The organism is Candidatus Baltobacteraceae bacterium, assembly GCA_036489885.1.
In the GTDB taxonomy this organism is placed as follows: domain Bacteria; phylum Vulcanimicrobiota; class Vulcanimicrobiia; order Vulcanimicrobiales; family Vulcanimicrobiaceae; genus JAFAMS01.
On record DASXEW010000001.1, the window covers coordinates 1002683 to 1017719 of the forward strand.

General features: G+C 60.4%; 21 protein-coding genes, 3 tRNA genes and 1 other RNA gene. 10 read left to right on the forward strand and 15 right to left on the reverse strand.

The annotated features are described in order from the left end of the window. Positions 1–249, forward strand: coding sequence for a hypothetical protein (locus VGG22_04705; protein ID HEY1727656.1), 249 nt, complete (start codon positions 1–3; stop codon positions 247–249). Here VGG22_04705 and VGG22_04710 read toward each other — a convergent pair. Together VGG22_04710 and VGG22_04715 are read right to left on the reverse strand one after the other, a co-directional pair. Beyond that, a complete protein-coding gene (locus VGG22_04710) occupies positions 229–1026 on the reverse strand; it encodes a putative hydro-lyase (protein HEY1727657.1) in 798 nt (265 codons plus the stop codon). The two genes, VGG22_04705 and VGG22_04710, sit on opposite strands and share 21 nt — an antisense overlap. After that, a complete protein-coding gene (locus VGG22_04715) occupies positions 1023–1511 on the reverse strand; it encodes a hypothetical protein (protein ID HEY1727658.1) in 489 nt (162 codons plus the stop codon). Before VGG22_04715 ends, VGG22_04710 begins: the two co-directional genes overlap by 4 nt. A 20-nt stretch (positions 1512–1531) precedes the next feature. On the opposite strand from VGG22_04715, the gene VGG22_04720 reads away from it, so the two are divergent. Together VGG22_04720 and VGG22_04725 are read left to right on the forward strand one after the other, a co-directional pair. Beyond that, a complete protein-coding gene (locus VGG22_04720; GenBank protein ID HEY1727659.1) occupies positions 1532–2356 on the forward strand; it encodes a YihY/virulence factor BrkB family protein in 825 nt (274 codons plus the stop codon). Beyond that, positions 2356–3048: a hypothetical protein gene (locus VGG22_04725; protein HEY1727660.1), complete on the forward strand. Its 693-nt coding sequence runs from the start codon at positions 2356–2358 to the stop codon at positions 3046–3048. The genes VGG22_04720 and VGG22_04725 overlap by 1 nt, the downstream gene beginning before the upstream one ends. Here the strand turns inward: VGG22_04725 and rimM are convergent. The 10 genes from rimM to VGG22_04775 are packed head-to-tail and all read right to left on the reverse strand — an operon-like array spanning position 3045 to position 9357. Beyond that, positions 3045–3566, reverse strand: coding sequence for a ribosome maturation factor RimM (gene rimM / locus VGG22_04730; protein ID HEY1727661.1), 522 nt, complete (start codon positions 3564–3566; stop codon positions 3045–3047). The two genes, VGG22_04725 and rimM, sit on opposite strands and share 4 nt — an antisense overlap. After that, a complete protein-coding gene (locus VGG22_04735) occupies positions 3556–4086 on the reverse strand; it encodes a KH domain-containing protein (GenBank protein ID HEY1727662.1) in 531 nt (176 codons plus the stop codon). Before VGG22_04735 ends, rimM begins: the two co-directional genes overlap by 11 nt. Before the next feature lie 3 nt (positions 4087–4089). Continuing rightward, positions 4090–4383 carry a 30S ribosomal protein S16 gene (gene rpsP / locus VGG22_04740; GenBank protein ID HEY1727663.1) on the reverse strand — a complete coding sequence of 98 codons (294 nt, stop codon included), beginning with the start codon at positions 4381–4383 and terminating at the stop codon, positions 4090–4092. Next, a complete protein-coding gene (gene ffh / locus VGG22_04745) occupies positions 4376–5701 on the reverse strand; it encodes a signal recognition particle protein (protein ID HEY1727664.1) in 1326 nt (441 codons plus the stop codon). Before ffh ends, rpsP begins: the two co-directional genes overlap by 8 nt. A gap of 7 nt (positions 5702–5708) precedes the next feature. Then, positions 5709–5969, reverse strand: a complete 261-nt coding sequence (locus VGG22_04750) for an acyl carrier protein (protein HEY1727665.1) — start codon at positions 5967–5969, stop codon at positions 5709–5711. Positions 5970–5982: 13 nt separating this feature from the next. Further along, positions 5983–6732: a glucose 1-dehydrogenase gene (locus tag VGG22_04755; protein ID HEY1727666.1), complete on the reverse strand. Its 750-nt coding sequence runs from the start codon at positions 6730–6732 to the stop codon at positions 5983–5985. A 1-nt stretch (position 6733) separates the two neighbouring features. Next, positions 6734–7693: an ACP S-malonyltransferase gene (locus VGG22_04760; protein ID HEY1727667.1), complete on the reverse strand. Its 960-nt coding sequence runs from the start codon at positions 7691–7693 to the stop codon at positions 6734–6736. Further along, positions 7693–8673: a beta-ketoacyl-ACP synthase III gene (locus VGG22_04765; protein HEY1727668.1), complete on the reverse strand. Its 981-nt coding sequence runs from the start codon at positions 8671–8673 to the stop codon at positions 7693–7695. Before VGG22_04765 ends, VGG22_04760 begins: the two co-directional genes overlap by 1 nt. Before the next feature lie 2 nt (positions 8674–8675). Further along, positions 8676–8879, reverse strand: coding sequence for a 50S ribosomal protein L32 (rpmF, locus tag VGG22_04770; GenBank protein ID HEY1727669.1), 204 nt, complete (start codon positions 8877–8879; stop codon positions 8676–8678). Beyond that, positions 8872–9357 (reverse strand): DUF177 domain-containing protein, encoded by a 486-nt coding sequence (locus VGG22_04775; protein HEY1727670.1) that lies wholly within the window; start codon positions 9355–9357, stop codon positions 8872–8874. The genes rpmF and VGG22_04775 overlap by 8 nt, the downstream gene beginning before the upstream one ends. Before the next feature lie 97 nt (positions 9358–9454). Here VGG22_04775 and VGG22_04780 point away from each other — a divergent pair, with 97 nt between their 5' ends. Together VGG22_04780 and VGG22_04785 are read left to right on the forward strand one after the other, a co-directional pair. Further along, entirely contained in the window at positions 9455–9826 is a 372-nt protein-coding gene (locus tag VGG22_04780) for a hypothetical protein (GenBank protein ID HEY1727671.1), read from the forward strand. Further along, positions 9826–10119 carry a hypothetical protein gene (locus VGG22_04785; GenBank protein ID HEY1727672.1) on the forward strand — a complete coding sequence of 98 codons (294 nt, stop codon included), beginning with the start codon at positions 9826–9828 and terminating at the stop codon, positions 10117–10119. Before VGG22_04780 ends, VGG22_04785 begins: the two co-directional genes overlap by 1 nt. On the opposite strand, the gene VGG22_04790 is transcribed toward VGG22_04785, so the two are convergent. The 3 genes from VGG22_04790 to VGG22_04800 form a co-directional block, all read right to left on the reverse strand. Continuing rightward, positions 10091–11359, reverse strand: coding sequence for a tetratricopeptide repeat protein (locus VGG22_04790; GenBank protein HEY1727673.1), 1269 nt, complete (start codon positions 11357–11359; stop codon positions 10091–10093). The genes VGG22_04785 and VGG22_04790 overlap by 29 nt on opposite strands. 82 nt (positions 11360–11441) lie before the next feature. Then, positions 11442–12539, reverse strand: coding sequence for a malate/lactate/ureidoglycolate dehydrogenase (locus VGG22_04795; protein HEY1727674.1), 1098 nt, complete (start codon positions 12537–12539; stop codon positions 11442–11444). A gap of 21 nt (positions 12540–12560) precedes the next feature. Next, positions 12561–12637 (reverse strand) — tRNA-Ile (locus VGG22_04800). Between the two features lie 103 nt (positions 12638–12740). On the opposite strand from VGG22_04800, the gene VGG22_04805 reads away from it, so the two are divergent. The 5 genes from VGG22_04805 (at position 12741) to VGG22_04825 (ending at position 15031) form a co-directional block, all read left to right on the forward strand. Next, positions 12741–12816, forward strand: a tRNA-Ala gene (locus tag VGG22_04805). A 10-nt stretch (positions 12817–12826) separates the two neighbouring features. Further along, positions 12827–12902: transfer RNA gene (locus tag VGG22_04810), tRNA-Ala, on the forward strand. A 123-nt stretch (positions 12903–13025) separates the two neighbouring features. Then, on the forward strand, positions 13026–14174 hold the full coding sequence (locus tag VGG22_04815) for a hypothetical protein (GenBank protein HEY1727675.1): 1149 nt from the start codon (positions 13026–13028) through the stop codon (positions 14172–14174). Positions 14175–14216: 42 nt separating this feature from the next. Continuing rightward, an RNA gene (rnpB, locus tag VGG22_04820) (RNase P RNA component class A) lies at positions 14217–14569 on the forward strand. A gap of 66 nt (positions 14570–14635) precedes the next feature. After that, entirely contained in the window at positions 14636–15031 is a 396-nt protein-coding gene (locus VGG22_04825; protein ID HEY1727676.1) for a hypothetical protein, read from the forward strand. The last annotated feature ends 6 nt before the right edge of the window (positions 15032–15037 follow it).

A 15037-nucleotide genomic window follows, 5' to 3' on the forward strand; every position in this document is an offset into this window, starting at 1 on the left:
ATGCCCGACGAACGCACAGACTTTCCAGCCGACAAACTCAATGCCGTCACTCCCAACGATCCCGAAGCGCGAGCTCGCATCGAAGCCTTAAAACGCGAGCTCGCCGCGGATCGCCCGACGGCGGCAAACATTCAATCTCACGTCACGGAGCTACGCAAACACGCGTCGCTTCGTGATCTCGTTACCGCATGGTTCGAGAGCCCCCGCACGCAGGCGTTTATCGAGGAGCTAACGGCGGCCGGTCTGTAGCGCCAGCTCCTCGTGATGCATGTCCGTAATGAACATGTGTCCGGGCTCGTGCACGATCACATACGGAATGCGGCTTTCGATAGCGACATGCTGCGGCGTGACGCCGCAGCCCCAAAACACCGGGATCTCTCCACGCTCGAGTGTGACTGCGTCGCCCTCGTCGGGATGATCGAGACGCCGAATGCCGATGGCTTCGGGGTCGCCCCAATGTACGGGCTCACCGTGCGCAGCGCGATACGGACGCGTGACCTCACGAACGGTTTCAACATCTTCCGGCTTGAACGGACGCATGCTGACCACCATATGACCCCACAGACGTCCGGCCGGCATCAATCGCAGCGAGGTGCGGTACATCGGAACGCTCTTTCCTTCAGCGTGATGTCGCATCGGGAACCCGGCTTGTTCGAGCGCATACTCAAACGTGTACGAGCAACCGATCAAGAACGTAACAAAATCTTCGTGCCAGAGATCGAGAATGTCGTGCCGCTTGTCCAGGAGCAAACCTTTACGATAAACGCGGTATTGCGAAAGGTCCGTGCGAATGTCCGCATCCGGCGCACATTGCGGCGTGAACTTTCCCGGCGGCAGCGTTTCGATCAACGCGCACGGCACGGGATTGCGGGCACAGAGATCGGCCATTTCACCGGCGTGATCGCTCGGAATGACGACGAGGTTCGTCTGCACGTACTGCGGCGCAAGACCCGCAGTCGGTCCGTCGTATTCGCCCGAACGAATTGCCGCACGAATCTCCGCCGGCTCGGCTTCACGCAGATTCACGGAAATGAAGGCACAACGGGAACCGGCGTACGCCGCGGCTGCGGAATGCCTGTCGGCGACGCTCGCGGTGTCGTCAGCGGCTGGGGTGTAAAGACCATCGTCGGTGCGACGCTCGGATTCGCCGAATTGAACGGCGTCGCCGTCGCCACCGGCGAGGGACCCGGCATTTCAACTGTCACGACTTTTCGTACAGCGTCAAAGCTTGCGCTTCCCCCGAGATCGCGCACGACCGTTCCCAGTCGCACGTAAATCGTCCCGTCGGCTTCCGCAATTACATCGAGCGGCGTCCTGACTACGACACGTTTCCCGTTGCCTTCGAACGTAATGGCAAGGTCCCGCGGATCGATTTGCACGCGTTCTGCGATCCTACGCACGATGGGATCGATCGGGGCATAGACGAATCCGTCCGGACTCACCCACGCCGGTTGTGACGACGGTAACGACATACCGCCGAGGACGACCGTGACGACGATGAACGCGATCACTTCGGGACGAATACGTCCCGGTGCGGCGATTGATCGGCATCCTGCGTGCAGCCGGCGTCCGTTTTTCCCGCGATGGATGCGCGTTTCTCGCCCAAGCACTGGCATACAATGCTGTCTTTGCCATGATTCCGCTCGGGTTGCTCGCGATCGCGGTCTTCGGCTTCATCTTCGGCTCGCAAGACGGTCAGGATCTCGTGCTCTCGACGATCGATGACGTCGCTCCGGCGTTGCACGATCTCTTGGCCGACAACCTCAAGAACGCAATCGCCGTGCGCGGTATCTCGGGCGCAATCGCCGTCGTCGCGCTCATATGGTCCGGCAAGAATCTCTTTCAAGGTTTGGCGTTCGCTCTCAACCGTGCGCTGAACGTACCGGCCGGCCGACCGCTGGTTCACGACATTGCATTGGCGATCGTCATGCTTCCGGCGATGGGACTGCTCTTACTGCTCTCGACGTTTGTCCCGCCGGCGGTAACCTACCTCGCGCACGCCGGAGGCTTTTCATCGCCGGTCCTCGCGCAGCTTACAGCGTTCGGCGTATCGATCTTTTTGATCTTCGTCGTGGCTGCTACGCTCTATCGGTTCTTGCCGAATCGCAAGCTGCCGTGGAGTTTCGGGATCTCCGGGGCGATCTTTACGGCCATCGCATACGAGGTCGCTCAGATTGCGTTCACGATTTTCACCGCGCGTACGAATCTCTTTCACGTCTATGGCGCGCTTTCGACTGTCCTCGCGTTACTGCTCTGGTTCTATCTCTTAGGCAACATCTTCTTATATGGTGCCGAAATCAGCGCGGTAGGGCTCGAAGAGGGGGCTCCGCCGCTCTTGGGGACGAATACGCAATAGTGCGTCCCCGTATACTTATGGCGCTTGCCCTGCTATCAGCGAGCGTCTGCTGGCTTGGCGCGATATCGCCTTCGCTTCTCCCACCGCCGCTCGTCGTCGTCTATCCGCTGACCGTGAACGGTGATGCGCAAAAAGACTCCGGCGAACGCCTCGCGGTAATGTTCGCTCAGCAGCTCTCGGACAACGGCGTCAAAGTTGTGCCGCCTGTCCCCGGAACGCAGCGAACGGATTTCTTGATCTCGGCGCGCCAGCTCGGCTGCGACTATTACATCACCGGTTTCATCACGCCGCTCGGCGCAGAAGTCAGCGTTGTCGAACAAGTGGTCAGCACCTCGAGCGGCACCGTCGTCGCCAGCAACTCGGTACAATTCCTAACGTACTCGGATGCGAATGGCCAAGGCGCGCTCCTCGGACAAATGATTCACGAGCACGCTGAACGTGCGCTGGCGTCGCTACAAGAGAATCCACAACCGTCGGCGACTGCCGAACCTAAAGAGTCGCCGGGAGCGAACCTCGAGAAACTCGGCGGCCTCTTCAAGAGAAAAGGCAAGGCAAAGGCGACGCCGGCTCCGACCGTCCCGCCGGATGAAGCTGCGTCAGGTCCGACGCCGACTCCGGGACCAACGGCAACGGGAGTCACGATCCAACAAATGGAGTTCCCGGCGCCGCCTACCAGCAAGCCCAGCAGCTAGAGGGCTTCACCCTCGACGAGACCCGGGGGTAGTTCGACGCGAATCAGACGCGCATCGACATCGATCTCGCGTACGAACGCGCGAACGAGAGGTACCATTGCGCCGCCCTCGAGCTCCAGCACGTCTTGTGCGGGATAATGGCGCACCGCGCGAACAACGCCGATCGTCCGTTCGCCATCGAGCAACGCGCAGCCGATAAGGTCGTCGTCTAAATACTCGTTCTCGGCGAGCGCGGCGTTATCGCGCGACGTCCAGAGCTCGGCACCGACCAGGGATTCTGCATCATTTGCGGTCTCGATCTCATCGAAGCGCACGATCATGAGGCGCTTTTGTTGACGTGACTGCGCGATTTTCGCGTCGCGTTCATCGCGACCGTCTTCGAAACGCAACCTCACAGGCGTGCCCTTGCACACCGCGTCGACGCCGATGCTCGACGGCGCGAGTTTTAGTTCACCGCGGACGCCGAACGTTCCGACGATTCGCCCGAGCGCGACATGACCCGCGCTCTTACGAGTCAGTCACGTCCGCCGCAACCGTGTCGCCTGCTCCTTCTCCTTCGTCATCGAGGTCTTCGACTTCGATGATTTCCACGCCGACTTTCCCTTCGGCGCTGGCGCGCACGAGCGTGCGTAAAGCCTGCGCAACGCGGCCTGCGCGTCCGACGACTTTACCTATGTCTTCCTGATCGACTTCCACTTCAAGTACAGGCCCGCGATCCGACGGCACGGTTTGTACCGCGATTACGCCGGGTTTGCTTACGAGCTTTTGCACGAGAAAATACAGCAGCTCGGCGGCGCGGCGGCTTGAGGTTGCGGGATCGGCCGCCGGCCGGCGCGTGCGCCTTCCGCGTGGACCACCACGTTCGCCGCCACCACGCTCCCCACGGCGGCGCGGCGGACCACCTTCTTCCAGCTCAACGTCGTCGATAATCGTTTCACTGGACGCGATGCGGCGCGCGCCGAGAGTCGGCTTGCGCTCTTCGTCCTCGCGCGGTGCCTCTTCGCCGAATAGCCCGAATTCGTCGTCGAAAGCGCTCATCGTTTAGTCCGCTTTCGCATTCTTGGGAGCGCGTTTCGTGTCTGGAATCGGACCGCGCTCGCACAGACCTTTCTCTGCAAACAAACGCCTGACCGGAGCCGACGGCTGTGCCCCCTTGGAAAGCCATTCGCGCGCGCGTGTCTCATCGACGACGAGCGTCTTCGGCTCGGTTCGCGGATTGTAATGACCGAGAATTTCGATAAACCGGCCGTCGCGCGGACTCTTCGAATCTGCGACGACAAAACGGTACGTTGGCTGTTTCTTGGCGCCCATGCGCCGTAGACGGATCTTAACCATAGCTCTCCATAGGGAATCTCCGGCCGCGTTTGCCGCCGGTAAATTGTTTCATCATCTGACGAGAGGCGTCGAACTGCTTCACGAGCCGGTTGACGTCAGAAACTTGCGTTCCGCTGCCTTGCGCGATGCGCTTGCGGCGCGAGCCGTTCAGGATCGAGGGATTACCACGCTCGCGCGCAGTCATTGAGCAGATGATCGCTTCGATTTTCGAAAGCTCGCCTTCGTCGATTTCCACGTCTTTGGGCAGCGCACGCGACATTCCCGGGATCATCTTGAGCAGCTCGCCCATCGATCCCATCTTGCGCACTTGACGAAGCTGACCCAGAAAATCGTCGAGCGTAAAATCTTGAGTGCGCAGCTTGGTCGCGAGCTCGCGCGCTTGCTCTTCCGAATAAACGGCCTGCGTCTTCTCGATCAGGGTCAACACGTCGCCCATGCCGAGAATCCGCGATGCCAAGCGTTCCGGATGGAACGGCTCGAGGGCTCCGAGCTTCTCGCCGACGCCGACGAATTTGATCGGTGCGCCGGTGACGTGATGAATCGAGAGCGCCGCACCACCGCGCGTATCGCCGTCGAGCTTCGTAAGAATGACGCCCGTAATGCCGAGACGCTCGTTGAAGCCCTTGGCAACGTTCGTAGCTTCTTGACCCGTCATCGCATCTGCGACGAGCAGGATTTCGGTCGGCGCAATTGCCGCGCGCATGCGTTCGAGTTCGCGCATGAGATCGTCGTCGATCTGAAGCCGGCCCGCGGTGTCGACGATGACGGTCGGAATCCCAAGCCGGCGCGCTTCAGCGACACCGTGCTCTGCAATGCGAACCGGATCGCCGGCCCCTTCATCATAAACCGAAATGTCGATTTGTTTGCCGAGCGTCTGCAGCTGCGTAATAGCTGCGGGCCGATAAACGTCCGCTGCGACCAGCAAACTCCGCCGTCCGCCTTCTTTCAGGCGTTGCGCCAACTTACCGGCTTGCGTTGTTTTTCCGGAACCCTGTAGGCCGACGAGCATGATGACGGTCGGGGGTGCGTCTGCGAACTGCAAACGCGCGTTCGCGCCGCCGAGCAAGGTGACGAGTTCGTCATGAACGATCTTGACAACGGACTGTGCCGGCGTTAGTGAAGTGAGGACTTCGCTTCCAACGGCGCGCTCGCGAATGCGCGCGACAAAGTCCTTCGTTACGGAAAGATTGACGTCGGCTTCGAGAAGTGCGATGCGCACTTCTCGCATGACCTCGCCAACGTCGGATTCAGTAAGACGACCACGCGAACGCAGGCGCTGAAATATCGCGCCAAGTCGTTCCGAGAGCGCTTCGAGCACGGAGTTCCTAGCTGCTCGAACCCGCCGAACTCATCGCGTCGATCTTGGTAACGGCATCGCCGACCGTTTTGATCTTCTCCGCTTCTTCGTCGGGGATGTCGATGTTGAACTCGGTCTCGAATGCCATGACCAGCTCGACTTGATCGAGCGAGTCCGCGCCCAAGTCGTCGGTGATCGACGCTTCCGGCGTCACTTCGCCTTCTTCGACGCCGAGTTGCTCGACGATAATTTTCTTGACTTTATCGAACGTGCCGGTGGCTGCTGACATGGAACTCCTTCCTCTAGTACGTTACGAGGCCGCCGTCGACCACGAGTGTCTGACCGGTAATGTATGCTGCTGCGTCTGAACACAGAAAGCGCACGACACCGCTGACGTCCTGAGGTCTTCCGGGGCGGCCGAGCGGAATCGTGTTAAGATACTGCGCCTTGGCGTTCTCGGGCATAGCGGTCGTCATCGCGGTTTCGATGTAGCCCGGAGCGACGGCGTTGACTCTTACCCCCCGCGACCCCAACTCCTTTGCCAAGGACTTGGCCAGGCCCAGCAGGCCCGCTTTGGTCAACGCGTAGATCGACTGGCCCGCATTTCCGGTAATGCCCACAACGCTGGAGAGGAACACGATCGACCCGCCCCGCTGGCGCAGCATCGGCTTAGCCGCCGCCTCCGCCAGATAGACCGCGGACTTGAGGTTTACGTCGATCAAGCGATCGACGTCGCCGTGCCGCAGGCGCAGAATGAGCCCATCGATCGATTGGCCGGCGTTCGCGATCGCGAAGTCCAGGCGCCCGAAGTGCTCGAGAGTCTGCTCGACTGCGTCCGCCACGGCGGGCGGTTCAGCCACGTCGGCGACGAGGATCTCGACTTTGCCGGTCGGGTGGACCTCGATGCAGGCGGCGCGCGTTTCCTCGAGCGCGGCCTGGTCGCGACCTAACAGCGCCAGGTCGGCGCCCGCCAGCGCAAATTCAACCGCGATGGCCCGTCCGATTCCACGGCTTGCTCCGGTGATGAGCGCGCTGCGTCCCGAGAACTCCATGTCAGCGCGAGGTCAACGCGCCCAAACGCGATTGCAGGCGAAGCACTCCCGCGTTGTCGGAAACGCTGTCCGTTTCGGGGACGCCTTCGAGCCGCTTAAGCATTGGGACGAGCACGGGGCTGGCGCCGAACTCGACGACGAGATCGATCCCGCCATCAACACCAATCACCTTCATCGCCGTCGCGTGCCACAAGACTTCCGCCGTCAAAGACTTGATCAAGTTTTCCTTGATGTGAGGGACGTCGCGATACGCTTGCGCATCGACATTCGAAATAACAGGGAAACTCGGCATCGCTACACGCGCGCGCTCGACGACGGGCGAGAAGAGCGGAACCGCCGGTTGCATCAGCTCGCTATGCCACGCACCCGAGACGTTGAGCGCAACGACGCGCTTTGCGCCGGCTTCGAGACAAAGATCGCCGGCCCGGCGAACCGCCGCCAGATCTCCCGAAATCACGATTTGCGTTGGCGAGTTGAAGTTCGCGAGCGAGACACGCCCCGCGCCTTCAGCCCGCGCTTGGTTCACCGCGACTTCGATCTTCTGTGAATCGAGACCTAAGATTGCAGACATGCCGCCGGCTGCCATCTCTGCCGCGCGTTGCATCGCAATACCGCGCGCATTGACGAGCTCGAGCGCGTCTTCGAATAGGAGTGAACCTGCAAGCACGAGACTGCAGTATTCACCAAAACTATGTCCGGCCGAAACGACCGGCGAAAGGTTTGCTGCGACGGCGAGCGCGCAATTCGTTACGAAGATCGCGGGTTGACTGAAGCGCGTCTCGCGCAAACGGTCTTCCGGACCCTCGCGGCACAGCGCAAGCAAATCATATCCGACGACTTTTGCCGAGCGCTCGAAAAGATCGCGTGCAGCCTGCGAATTTGCAGCGACGCCGGCGCCCATGCCGACGACCTGCGAGCCTTGCCCGGGAAAGATAACCCCGGCGCGGCTGCGTGCCTCCATCAGGCCGCCCAGCGCCAGGCCACGGCCCCCCACGAAAGCCCCGCGCCGAAGCCCGTGAAGACGATCAAATCATCGCTCTTGAGCTTGCCTTCGCTCTCGGCTTCGGACAGCGCCATCGGAATCGACGCCGCGCTCGTGTTGCCGTATTCGTGAATGTTCACGATGACTTTTTCCGGCGGCATTGAGAGGCGTTGCGCAGCCGCATCGATGATGCGGCGATTGGCTTGATGCGGAATCAGATACGAAACGTCGGCCGGGGAAAGATTGGCGCGAGAGAGCGCATTGAGCGAAGATTCCACCATGCGGTTGACCGCGTATTTGAACACCTCGCGTCCCGCCATGTGAATCTTGTCTTGATGCGCCGCGAGCGACGCCGGTGTGATCGGCAGTCGTGAGCCTCCGGCCGGAAGATACAGCGTTTCGGGCGTCGTGCCGTCGCTTCCGAGATCAGCCGATAAAAACGAATCGACTGCCGACTCCTCGAGGATCACGGCGCCGGCGCCGTCACCAAAAAGAATTGCAGTCGAACGATCTTCGTAATTGACGAGCTTCGTCAAGGTTTCTGCGCCGATCAACATGACGCGCTTGTACACGCCAGCACGGATCAAGCTCGAAACGACGGTTAAACCGTAAATGAAGCCGCTGCAAGCGATTTCGATATCGAAGGCCGGCTTACCGGAGCAGCCGAGCTTCGAGGCAACGATGCAACCCGTCGCCGGGAACGCGAAATCGGGCGTTACCGTCGCGACGACGTAGCAATCAATTTGTTTGGGTTTTAAGTTCGCACGCGCCAGCGCTTCTTTGGCGGCGTTGATCGCAAGATCGCTGGTGGCCTCATCCGCGGCCGAAACGTGACGGCGTTTCATGCCGGTACGAGTTGTAATCCATTCGTCCGACGTGTCGAGGATTTTCTCGAGATCTGCGTTCGTTAGGACTTTAGCGGGCGCGTAATGTCCGACGCCTGCGATCCGTACGCCCAATCTCAGCCGCGCTTACCGGCTGCTTCGTCTTTGGGTTTGACGACGGTGCGGCCGTTGTACGTGCCGCAGTTCTCACACGCGAAGTGCGGTCGCTTGGGCTGGTGGCACTGCGGACACTCGACCGCGGTCACCGCCGAGAGCTTCCAGTTCGCCGCGCGGCGGCTACGCGTTTTTGAACGCGGTGTCTTCCATTTAAGATTAGCCATTATCGGTATCCCCTAGTGGCGGGCACGTGCATGCGCCGTTGTTACGATTGCGCCCGCACTGCGGGCAGAGCCCCTGGCAGCCCTCCGAACACAGCGCCCCCATGGGTAGCGCCGTGAACGTTACTTGCCTAACGAAGTCTCCCAAGTCCAGCCGTTCGCCGGTTAGTACATTGCTTTCGGAAAGTGGGTCCGCTTCCTCGCCCGGCGCGATCCGCTCGTCGACGTCCAGGTGTAGCGGGATCTCGACCTCTTCCAAGCAGCGGCGGCAATCCGCAACGGCCTGGGCATCGATGGTTCCCTCGATCTGGATCCCACGATCGACCCCGCGGAGCTCTAAGTCGACGTGGGCTGGACCGACGAAGCGAAGGTCGTCGAAGGCCGGCACGTCGATCTTGGAGTCGACGGTAATCGTCCGACGTGCGGGCCCGAGCAGAGGACCGACGTCGACCGTGTTTTCCTTATTAACCGCGGAACCCATAGACAAGAGACCAAAAAGACGCCTTATCGTATGCGGCAGGGGGCATCCTTGTCAACGGAAGGCCTTGTCGCGGCCTTCTCCGCCGTGAACGAGGGGCATGAGCTTCAATATATTGGGCGCCCTCTCGGGCGCCGCTCAAGGGTTTGCAGTAGGCGGACCGGGCGGCGCAGTCGCGGGCGCGATTGGTGGCGGCGTCTTGGGCAGCGGCGACCCGATTTCCACGACCGGGAACGTCGGAAACGGCATCCTCTCGGGTTGGGAGAGCAACGTGCTTGGTCAGCAAGACGCACTGAACGAGCAAATGGCCTATTTTCAGCTCGGCGTCCAAAAGCAAGCCAACCAATTCGACATGATGACGGACGAGAAATCGGAGCTACAGCGCGAGTCCAACACGTTGCGCGAAGTCTCGATGGAGCAGCGCAAAGCGGACATCGGCATCATGAAAGAGTTCATCCGATCGATCGGCTAATGCGAGCGGCGCCCGCCGCTCCGCCCGCCCCGGCTCCAGCTTCGAACGTCGCGACGCCGGCTCCACGCCGTCCCACGCCCCGTGCGCGTACGACGGACGGCGTCGATCAGAGCGGCAACACCGCGCAGCAAAGCGAGATTCAACTCGCACTCGCTGCACAAGCCGCGCGTTTCGATGCGATGATGAAGGTTCTCGCGGAGCAGCAGCGCGAGATCAACGCCATCATCGATCTTGGTATGGCGCAAACGAAACGCGACGATCAGCTCATGAACGAGTGGATCCGGCTGATCTAGTCAGCATCTCGCGGACGGCTGCAATGACGCGTTCCTGGTACGGGAGGCGATAGGCAAGATCCGGATTTGCCTCACGTGACGGGACCACCATCGTTGCGTTCGCCTCAAAGAGCAGGACGTTGCGCTCGCGATCGATGCCGAAGTCGACACCGGCGTATTCCAAGCCCAGGCGTTGCGCAAGTTCGCGCAACGCTTCAACAGCGCGCGCACCAATTGCGCCATCCATGTCGCTTAGAAAACGTTGTTCCTCACTGCGATACTCCATATCGGCGAGCATGTCCGAGGTGAAGTAGTGCACCTTCCAATCGGATGCGATGCCGAGATGTAACGGATACAGCTCGCCGTCAACGATCATCACCCGGTACTTGCGGTAGTTTCCGTCCTCACCGCGCGCATCGAGGAATTCTATCGCCATGACGTTCTCGCCCGGAAGCGCCCCGAGCGCGGACGCAAGCTCTTCTTCATCACGCACGAGCGAAAAGTACATGCCGGTGTGAAAGCCCGGTGCGCGTACGAGGAACGGAAATGCGAACGGCGGGCGCGCGGCGATCTCGGCTTTCGAGATGCTAAGAGTCTTGGGCGCTACGAGATTTGCAATGCCCGCCGCGCGTTCGCTAACGGCGACGCGTCCGGTCCGCTGCACGAACTGCGGCGCGTTTATGACGGGTGAAGAACCCCCCAAGAGGAGACTTGCCGCCCGCGCAAGGGTATCGGCGCAGCGATCGGCATCCCCGATGGCATTGAACGTGAGATCGGCTCTCGGCAACTTTGTCTCACGATAGTAGTCGACGAAGATCCGCGTCGTCGCGTAGAGCCGGTCATCGAGAAACTCGCCGGTCGCGACGTTACCTCCAAGCGCGCTAACCAAGAGTACCGCTTGGATCGGCGTGCCGGAACCACGATAAGGAAACGCGGTAACCGCGCGGTCACGAAAGCCGGCATCGCGATGACGCGCAGCGCCTTCTTCGTCACCCATCCGCGCAAAGACGTAGCTCAGGCCTTGGTGCGCTTCGGGTTGCGTCGCGTCGAGCTCCAGCGCACGTTCGAAATGTGCCTCCGCAAGCTCGTTGTCGTTCGTGTCGAGATACGTATTTCCGAGATTGACATAGACGAGCGCGCTTTCGCGAGCCTTTGCGGCCTCCAAATACGAAAGGCGCGCCGCATTACGATAACCCGTTCGATTCAAAAGATTACCGAGCGCGACGAGCGCGTCGAAGTGTCTGCCGTCCTGCTCGATCACCTTGATGTAGGCTGCCTGGGCTTCGGCATCGCGTCCCTGTGCTTCGAGCTGCCAGGCTCGCGCAAAGAGCTCCGCGACCGAATCAGGTTGCGCCGTGCGCGACTTCCTCGATCTTGCGGGCGCCGATACCGAGCGAATCTGCAGCCGCGCGAATGTCGGCCCACGTCTTTGCGTCGATCGGAATCCCCTCGGCCATCCGCTTCTTGCGGGTGTTGCGTTCCGGCTCGCCCGCAATTAGGACCGGGGCGCTCGGATCCGACGGCGGCGAGGCTTTCACGAAATCCAAGAACGCTTGCATCTCGTCTTGGAATGTTTCAAGACTGCCGAACCGCTTCGGATCGAAGACGATTGCGAGCATTCCGTTCTTGATGCCGACGTCACGCGAATTTTCCGGTTGATACGTAAGGTTCCCGGTCAGAGCGCCGCCGAGCAGCTCGGCGACAACCCCCAGACCAAAGCCCTTGTGCAAGCCGAACGGCAAGATTGCACCTTTGGAACGATCCGGCCAGAGTACGCCGGGGTCCGTCGTTGGTTTTCCGCGTTCATCGATCAACAATCCCGGCGCGACTTGTTTGCCGGAGTTGTACGCGACACGCACTTTACCCATCGCGACCGTGCTCGTTGCAAAATCGAGGACGAGCGGCTCATCAGGGTTCTTGCCGGGAATTGCAACGCAAATAGGATTCGTTGAAAACCGGCCGTCCGAACCGCCGAACGCCGCCACGAACGGGTGACCGCTCAGCGCGTTTACAAATAACATTGCGATCAAGCCCGCATCTGCAGCCTGTTCGCCGTAGCTGCCGACGCGCGCAATGTGCTGCACGTCGCGCAATGCGACGATCGCAACACCGTTTTTCCGAGCGCGTTCGATCGCCCAATCCATCACCTCACGCGCGATCTTCTGACCGTAGCCCATCTCGCCGCTGAAGACTGCGATTGCCCCGTCTTCGCTCAACATGCGCGCATGTTGATTCGCCTTCAGGTTGCCGCCTTGGAAATTCTTAACGTAGAGCGGCAGCATCCCGACGCCATGACTGTCGTGGCCGCGCAGATTTGCTTCAACCAGGTGATCGGCGACGATGGCCGCCTCGGCATCGTCGCTTCCCGTCGCTTTCACGATCGCGCGTGCCACGTCGCGCAGGTTCTTGTGATCGACGGTAATCGAGCTGACGGTGCTCACTTCTTGCGTCCTTCTAGTTTCTGGTGGGCCATCGTGGGTTCGAACCACGGACCTCATGCTTATCAAGCATGCGCTCTAACCAGCTGAGCTAATGGCCCTCGTTTTCTCGGCGGCTTATCGTAAATTGCAGCCGTCGTCGATGTCAACGGGTCAAACCGGAGGTCCTGCCCGTCGAAGGGATAATACGACGACGCCGCTCGCGGGGATGTAGCTCAGTTGGTAGAGCACCTGCTTTGCAAGCAGGGGGTCAGGAGTTCGAATCTCCTCATCTCCACCAAGCCGGATCTGGGGGCATAGCTCAGTTGGTAGAGCATCACGCTGGCAGCGTGAGGGTCAGGAGTTCGAGTCTCCTTGCCTCCACCAGATTCTCGTCCTGAGCAGTAAGACAAGCGTACTTTCTTGAAGAGGTGTCTCAGCTCGCTTGCCTGACATGCCGATTTCATGGGAAGATGAGCTTGGGTTTGCCCGCTTCCAAGGAGGCTCTCAGTGAGCGGTATTAGTGGCTTAGGCAGTAGTAGCCTTACCTCGCTTTATAGCTTCCAGCAAAGCTTACTGCAGTCGGGTAACCAGCTTTCATCCGGTAACCGGATAACGTCGGCGGCGGTGGATCCGTCGGGCCTTGCAATCTTCAACGCGCTCGAGGCGCAGGCGTCTGGATTCGACCAGGGCTCGCTCAACGCGCAAGATGCGCTGAACGCTACGAACGTCGCTGAAGGCGGCGCGCAATCGATCACCGGCATCCTCGGGAGCCTGAACACCGAATCGGTGGCAGCTTCGAACGATCTGCTCTCCCCGTCGGATCAGCAAGATATTCAAGCCCAAGCGAATCAGCAGATTCAGCAGATCAACACGATCGCGCAGAACACGAATTTCAACGGCGTAAACCTGCTCCAAGGTCAATTCGCCGGAACGCAAGCAGCGACGCCCGCAAGTTCGGCCGTCACGAACAACGATCTTCTGCTGAGCAGCGGCAACAGCGTCATCAACACGAGCGCCGGAATCACGACGCCCGCGACGACGCCCGGCCAATCGATTCAAGTCTCGGTCAGCGCCGGCCAAGCTCAAGTCAATCTCGTCGACGACGCCACCGGTAACGTCACCAACGTCGGCTCGTTCTCGTCCGGCTCAGCCGTGACGGCGGGCGGCGTGTCGTTCACGCTGGGCAACTTCAGCAGCACCGACACGGGCTCCGCGACGATCGACGTAACGGGCGCGACCAGCTTCTCTGCCGGCAATTCGCTGACGGTGCAAACCGGTGCGAACCAAGGCGCGACAACGCAGCTGAACTTCAGCAACCTGTCGTCATCGTCGCTGGGCGTTTCGAACCTTGATTTCGGAACGACCGCAAATGCCGAAAGCAGCATCGGCGTCATCGGCAACGCGCTCAACTCCGTGCTCTCGGCTCAGGCACAGCTTGGTGCGCAAGCCACGTCGCTGCAAAATCAGATCAACTCGAACAATATCGCTTCGACGAATCTCACCGCGTCGGCATCGTCAATCGGCGATACGAACGTTCCGAACACCGTCAACACTTTCAACAAGAGCATCGAGCAAAGTTTGATTTCGCTCGACGTTCTGCGCGGCGCAAACGCCAGCCAAGGATTTCTGTCCGCCGGCCTTTTCGGTTCGGCCTAGCCGAATTCGCCGCGCCCCGGTATAATGACGGCTGAGCTTCGCGGAGCTCGCCGGATCATCGCGCGCGCCGAACGGCGCGTGAGGAAAGTCCGGGCTCCTATGGGCAAGGGTGCAGGATAACGTCCTGTCGAGGTAACTCGAAGGAAAGTGCCACAGAAACATACCGCCGGGCAACCGGTAAGGGTGAAATCGTGAGGTAAGAGCTCACGGAGCACCGCGGTGACGCGGGCTCGGGTAAACCCCACCTGGAGCAAGATCGCTCGAATACCCCTTCGGGGGCGGTGCCCAACCGCACGAGCAACATCGCACCGAGCTCACCGGTAACGGTGAACCCAGAGAGATGATGATCCCCGGCTTCGCCGGGACAGAATCCGGCTTATAGGCGAGCTCCGCGTATCTCGAAACCGAGTGGCTGCCGCAAGCGTCTTAAGGCAGAGAGATTTCTCTAGTGGGGTGACCTCGTGGCTGACCAATTCTCGAAAGATCTGACCGTCGAGCAAGCGTTCAAAGTACATGCGGGTGCTCGCCGTGTCTTCGCCCGGTTTCATTTGGGCGGCTGCTCGAACTGCGCGATCAGCGAGCATGAGACGATCGAACAGGTTAGCCAGGGTTACGGCATTCCGCTCGACATGTTGATGTCCCAACTCAACAAGCTCTTTGAAGCACCTGAGCTCAGTGTCGGAGACACGGTTCGTCTTCCGGACGAGATTCGCAGCAAGGTTCCGCAGCTTGCGAACGTCCCCGAGACCGGCGAGGTCAAAGACGTTGCAGCCGGCGCCTACACGGTAGAATTCGGCGACGTACGGCTCCAGGGGCTGGCTGAAGACTTTATCAAGGTTCAGCCGCAGCACGTATAGCTCGGG

Coding starts and splice junctions, on each gene's coding strand:
- VGG22_04705 (HEY1727656.1), top strand. CDS start 1: ATGCCCGACGAACGCACAGACTTTCCAGCCGACAAACTCAATGCCGTC.
- VGG22_04750 (HEY1727665.1), bottom strand. CDS start 5,969: ATGTCAGCAGCCACCGGCACGTTCGATAAAGTCAAGAAAATTATCGTC.
- rpsP (HEY1727663.1), bottom strand. CDS start 4,383: ATGGTTAAGATCCGTCTACGGCGCATGGGCGCCAAGAAACAGCCAACG.
- VGG22_04760 (HEY1727667.1), bottom strand. CDS start 7,693: ATGGAGGCACGCAGCCGCGCCGGGGTTATCTTTCCCGGGCAAGGCTCG.
- VGG22_04755 (HEY1727666.1), bottom strand. CDS start 6,732: ATGGAGTTCTCGGGACGCAGCGCGCTCATCACCGGAGCAAGCCGTGGA.
- VGG22_04735 (HEY1727662.1), bottom strand. CDS start 4,086: ATGAGCGCTTTCGACGACGAATTCGGGCTATTCGGCGAAGAGGCACCG.
- VGG22_04775 (HEY1727670.1), bottom strand. CDS start 9,357: ATGGGTTCCGCGGTTAATAAGGAAAACACGGTCGACGTCGGTCCTCTG.
- VGG22_04780 (HEY1727671.1), top strand. CDS start 9,455: ATGAGCTTCAATATATTGGGCGCCCTCTCGGGCGCCGCTCAAGGGTTT.
- rpmF (HEY1727669.1), bottom strand. CDS start 8,879: ATGGCTAATCTTAAATGGAAGACACCGCGTTCAAAAACGCGTAGCCGC.
- VGG22_04785 (HEY1727672.1), top strand. CDS start 9,826: ATGCGAGCGGCGCCCGCCGCTCCGCCCGCCCCGGCTCCAGCTTCGAAC.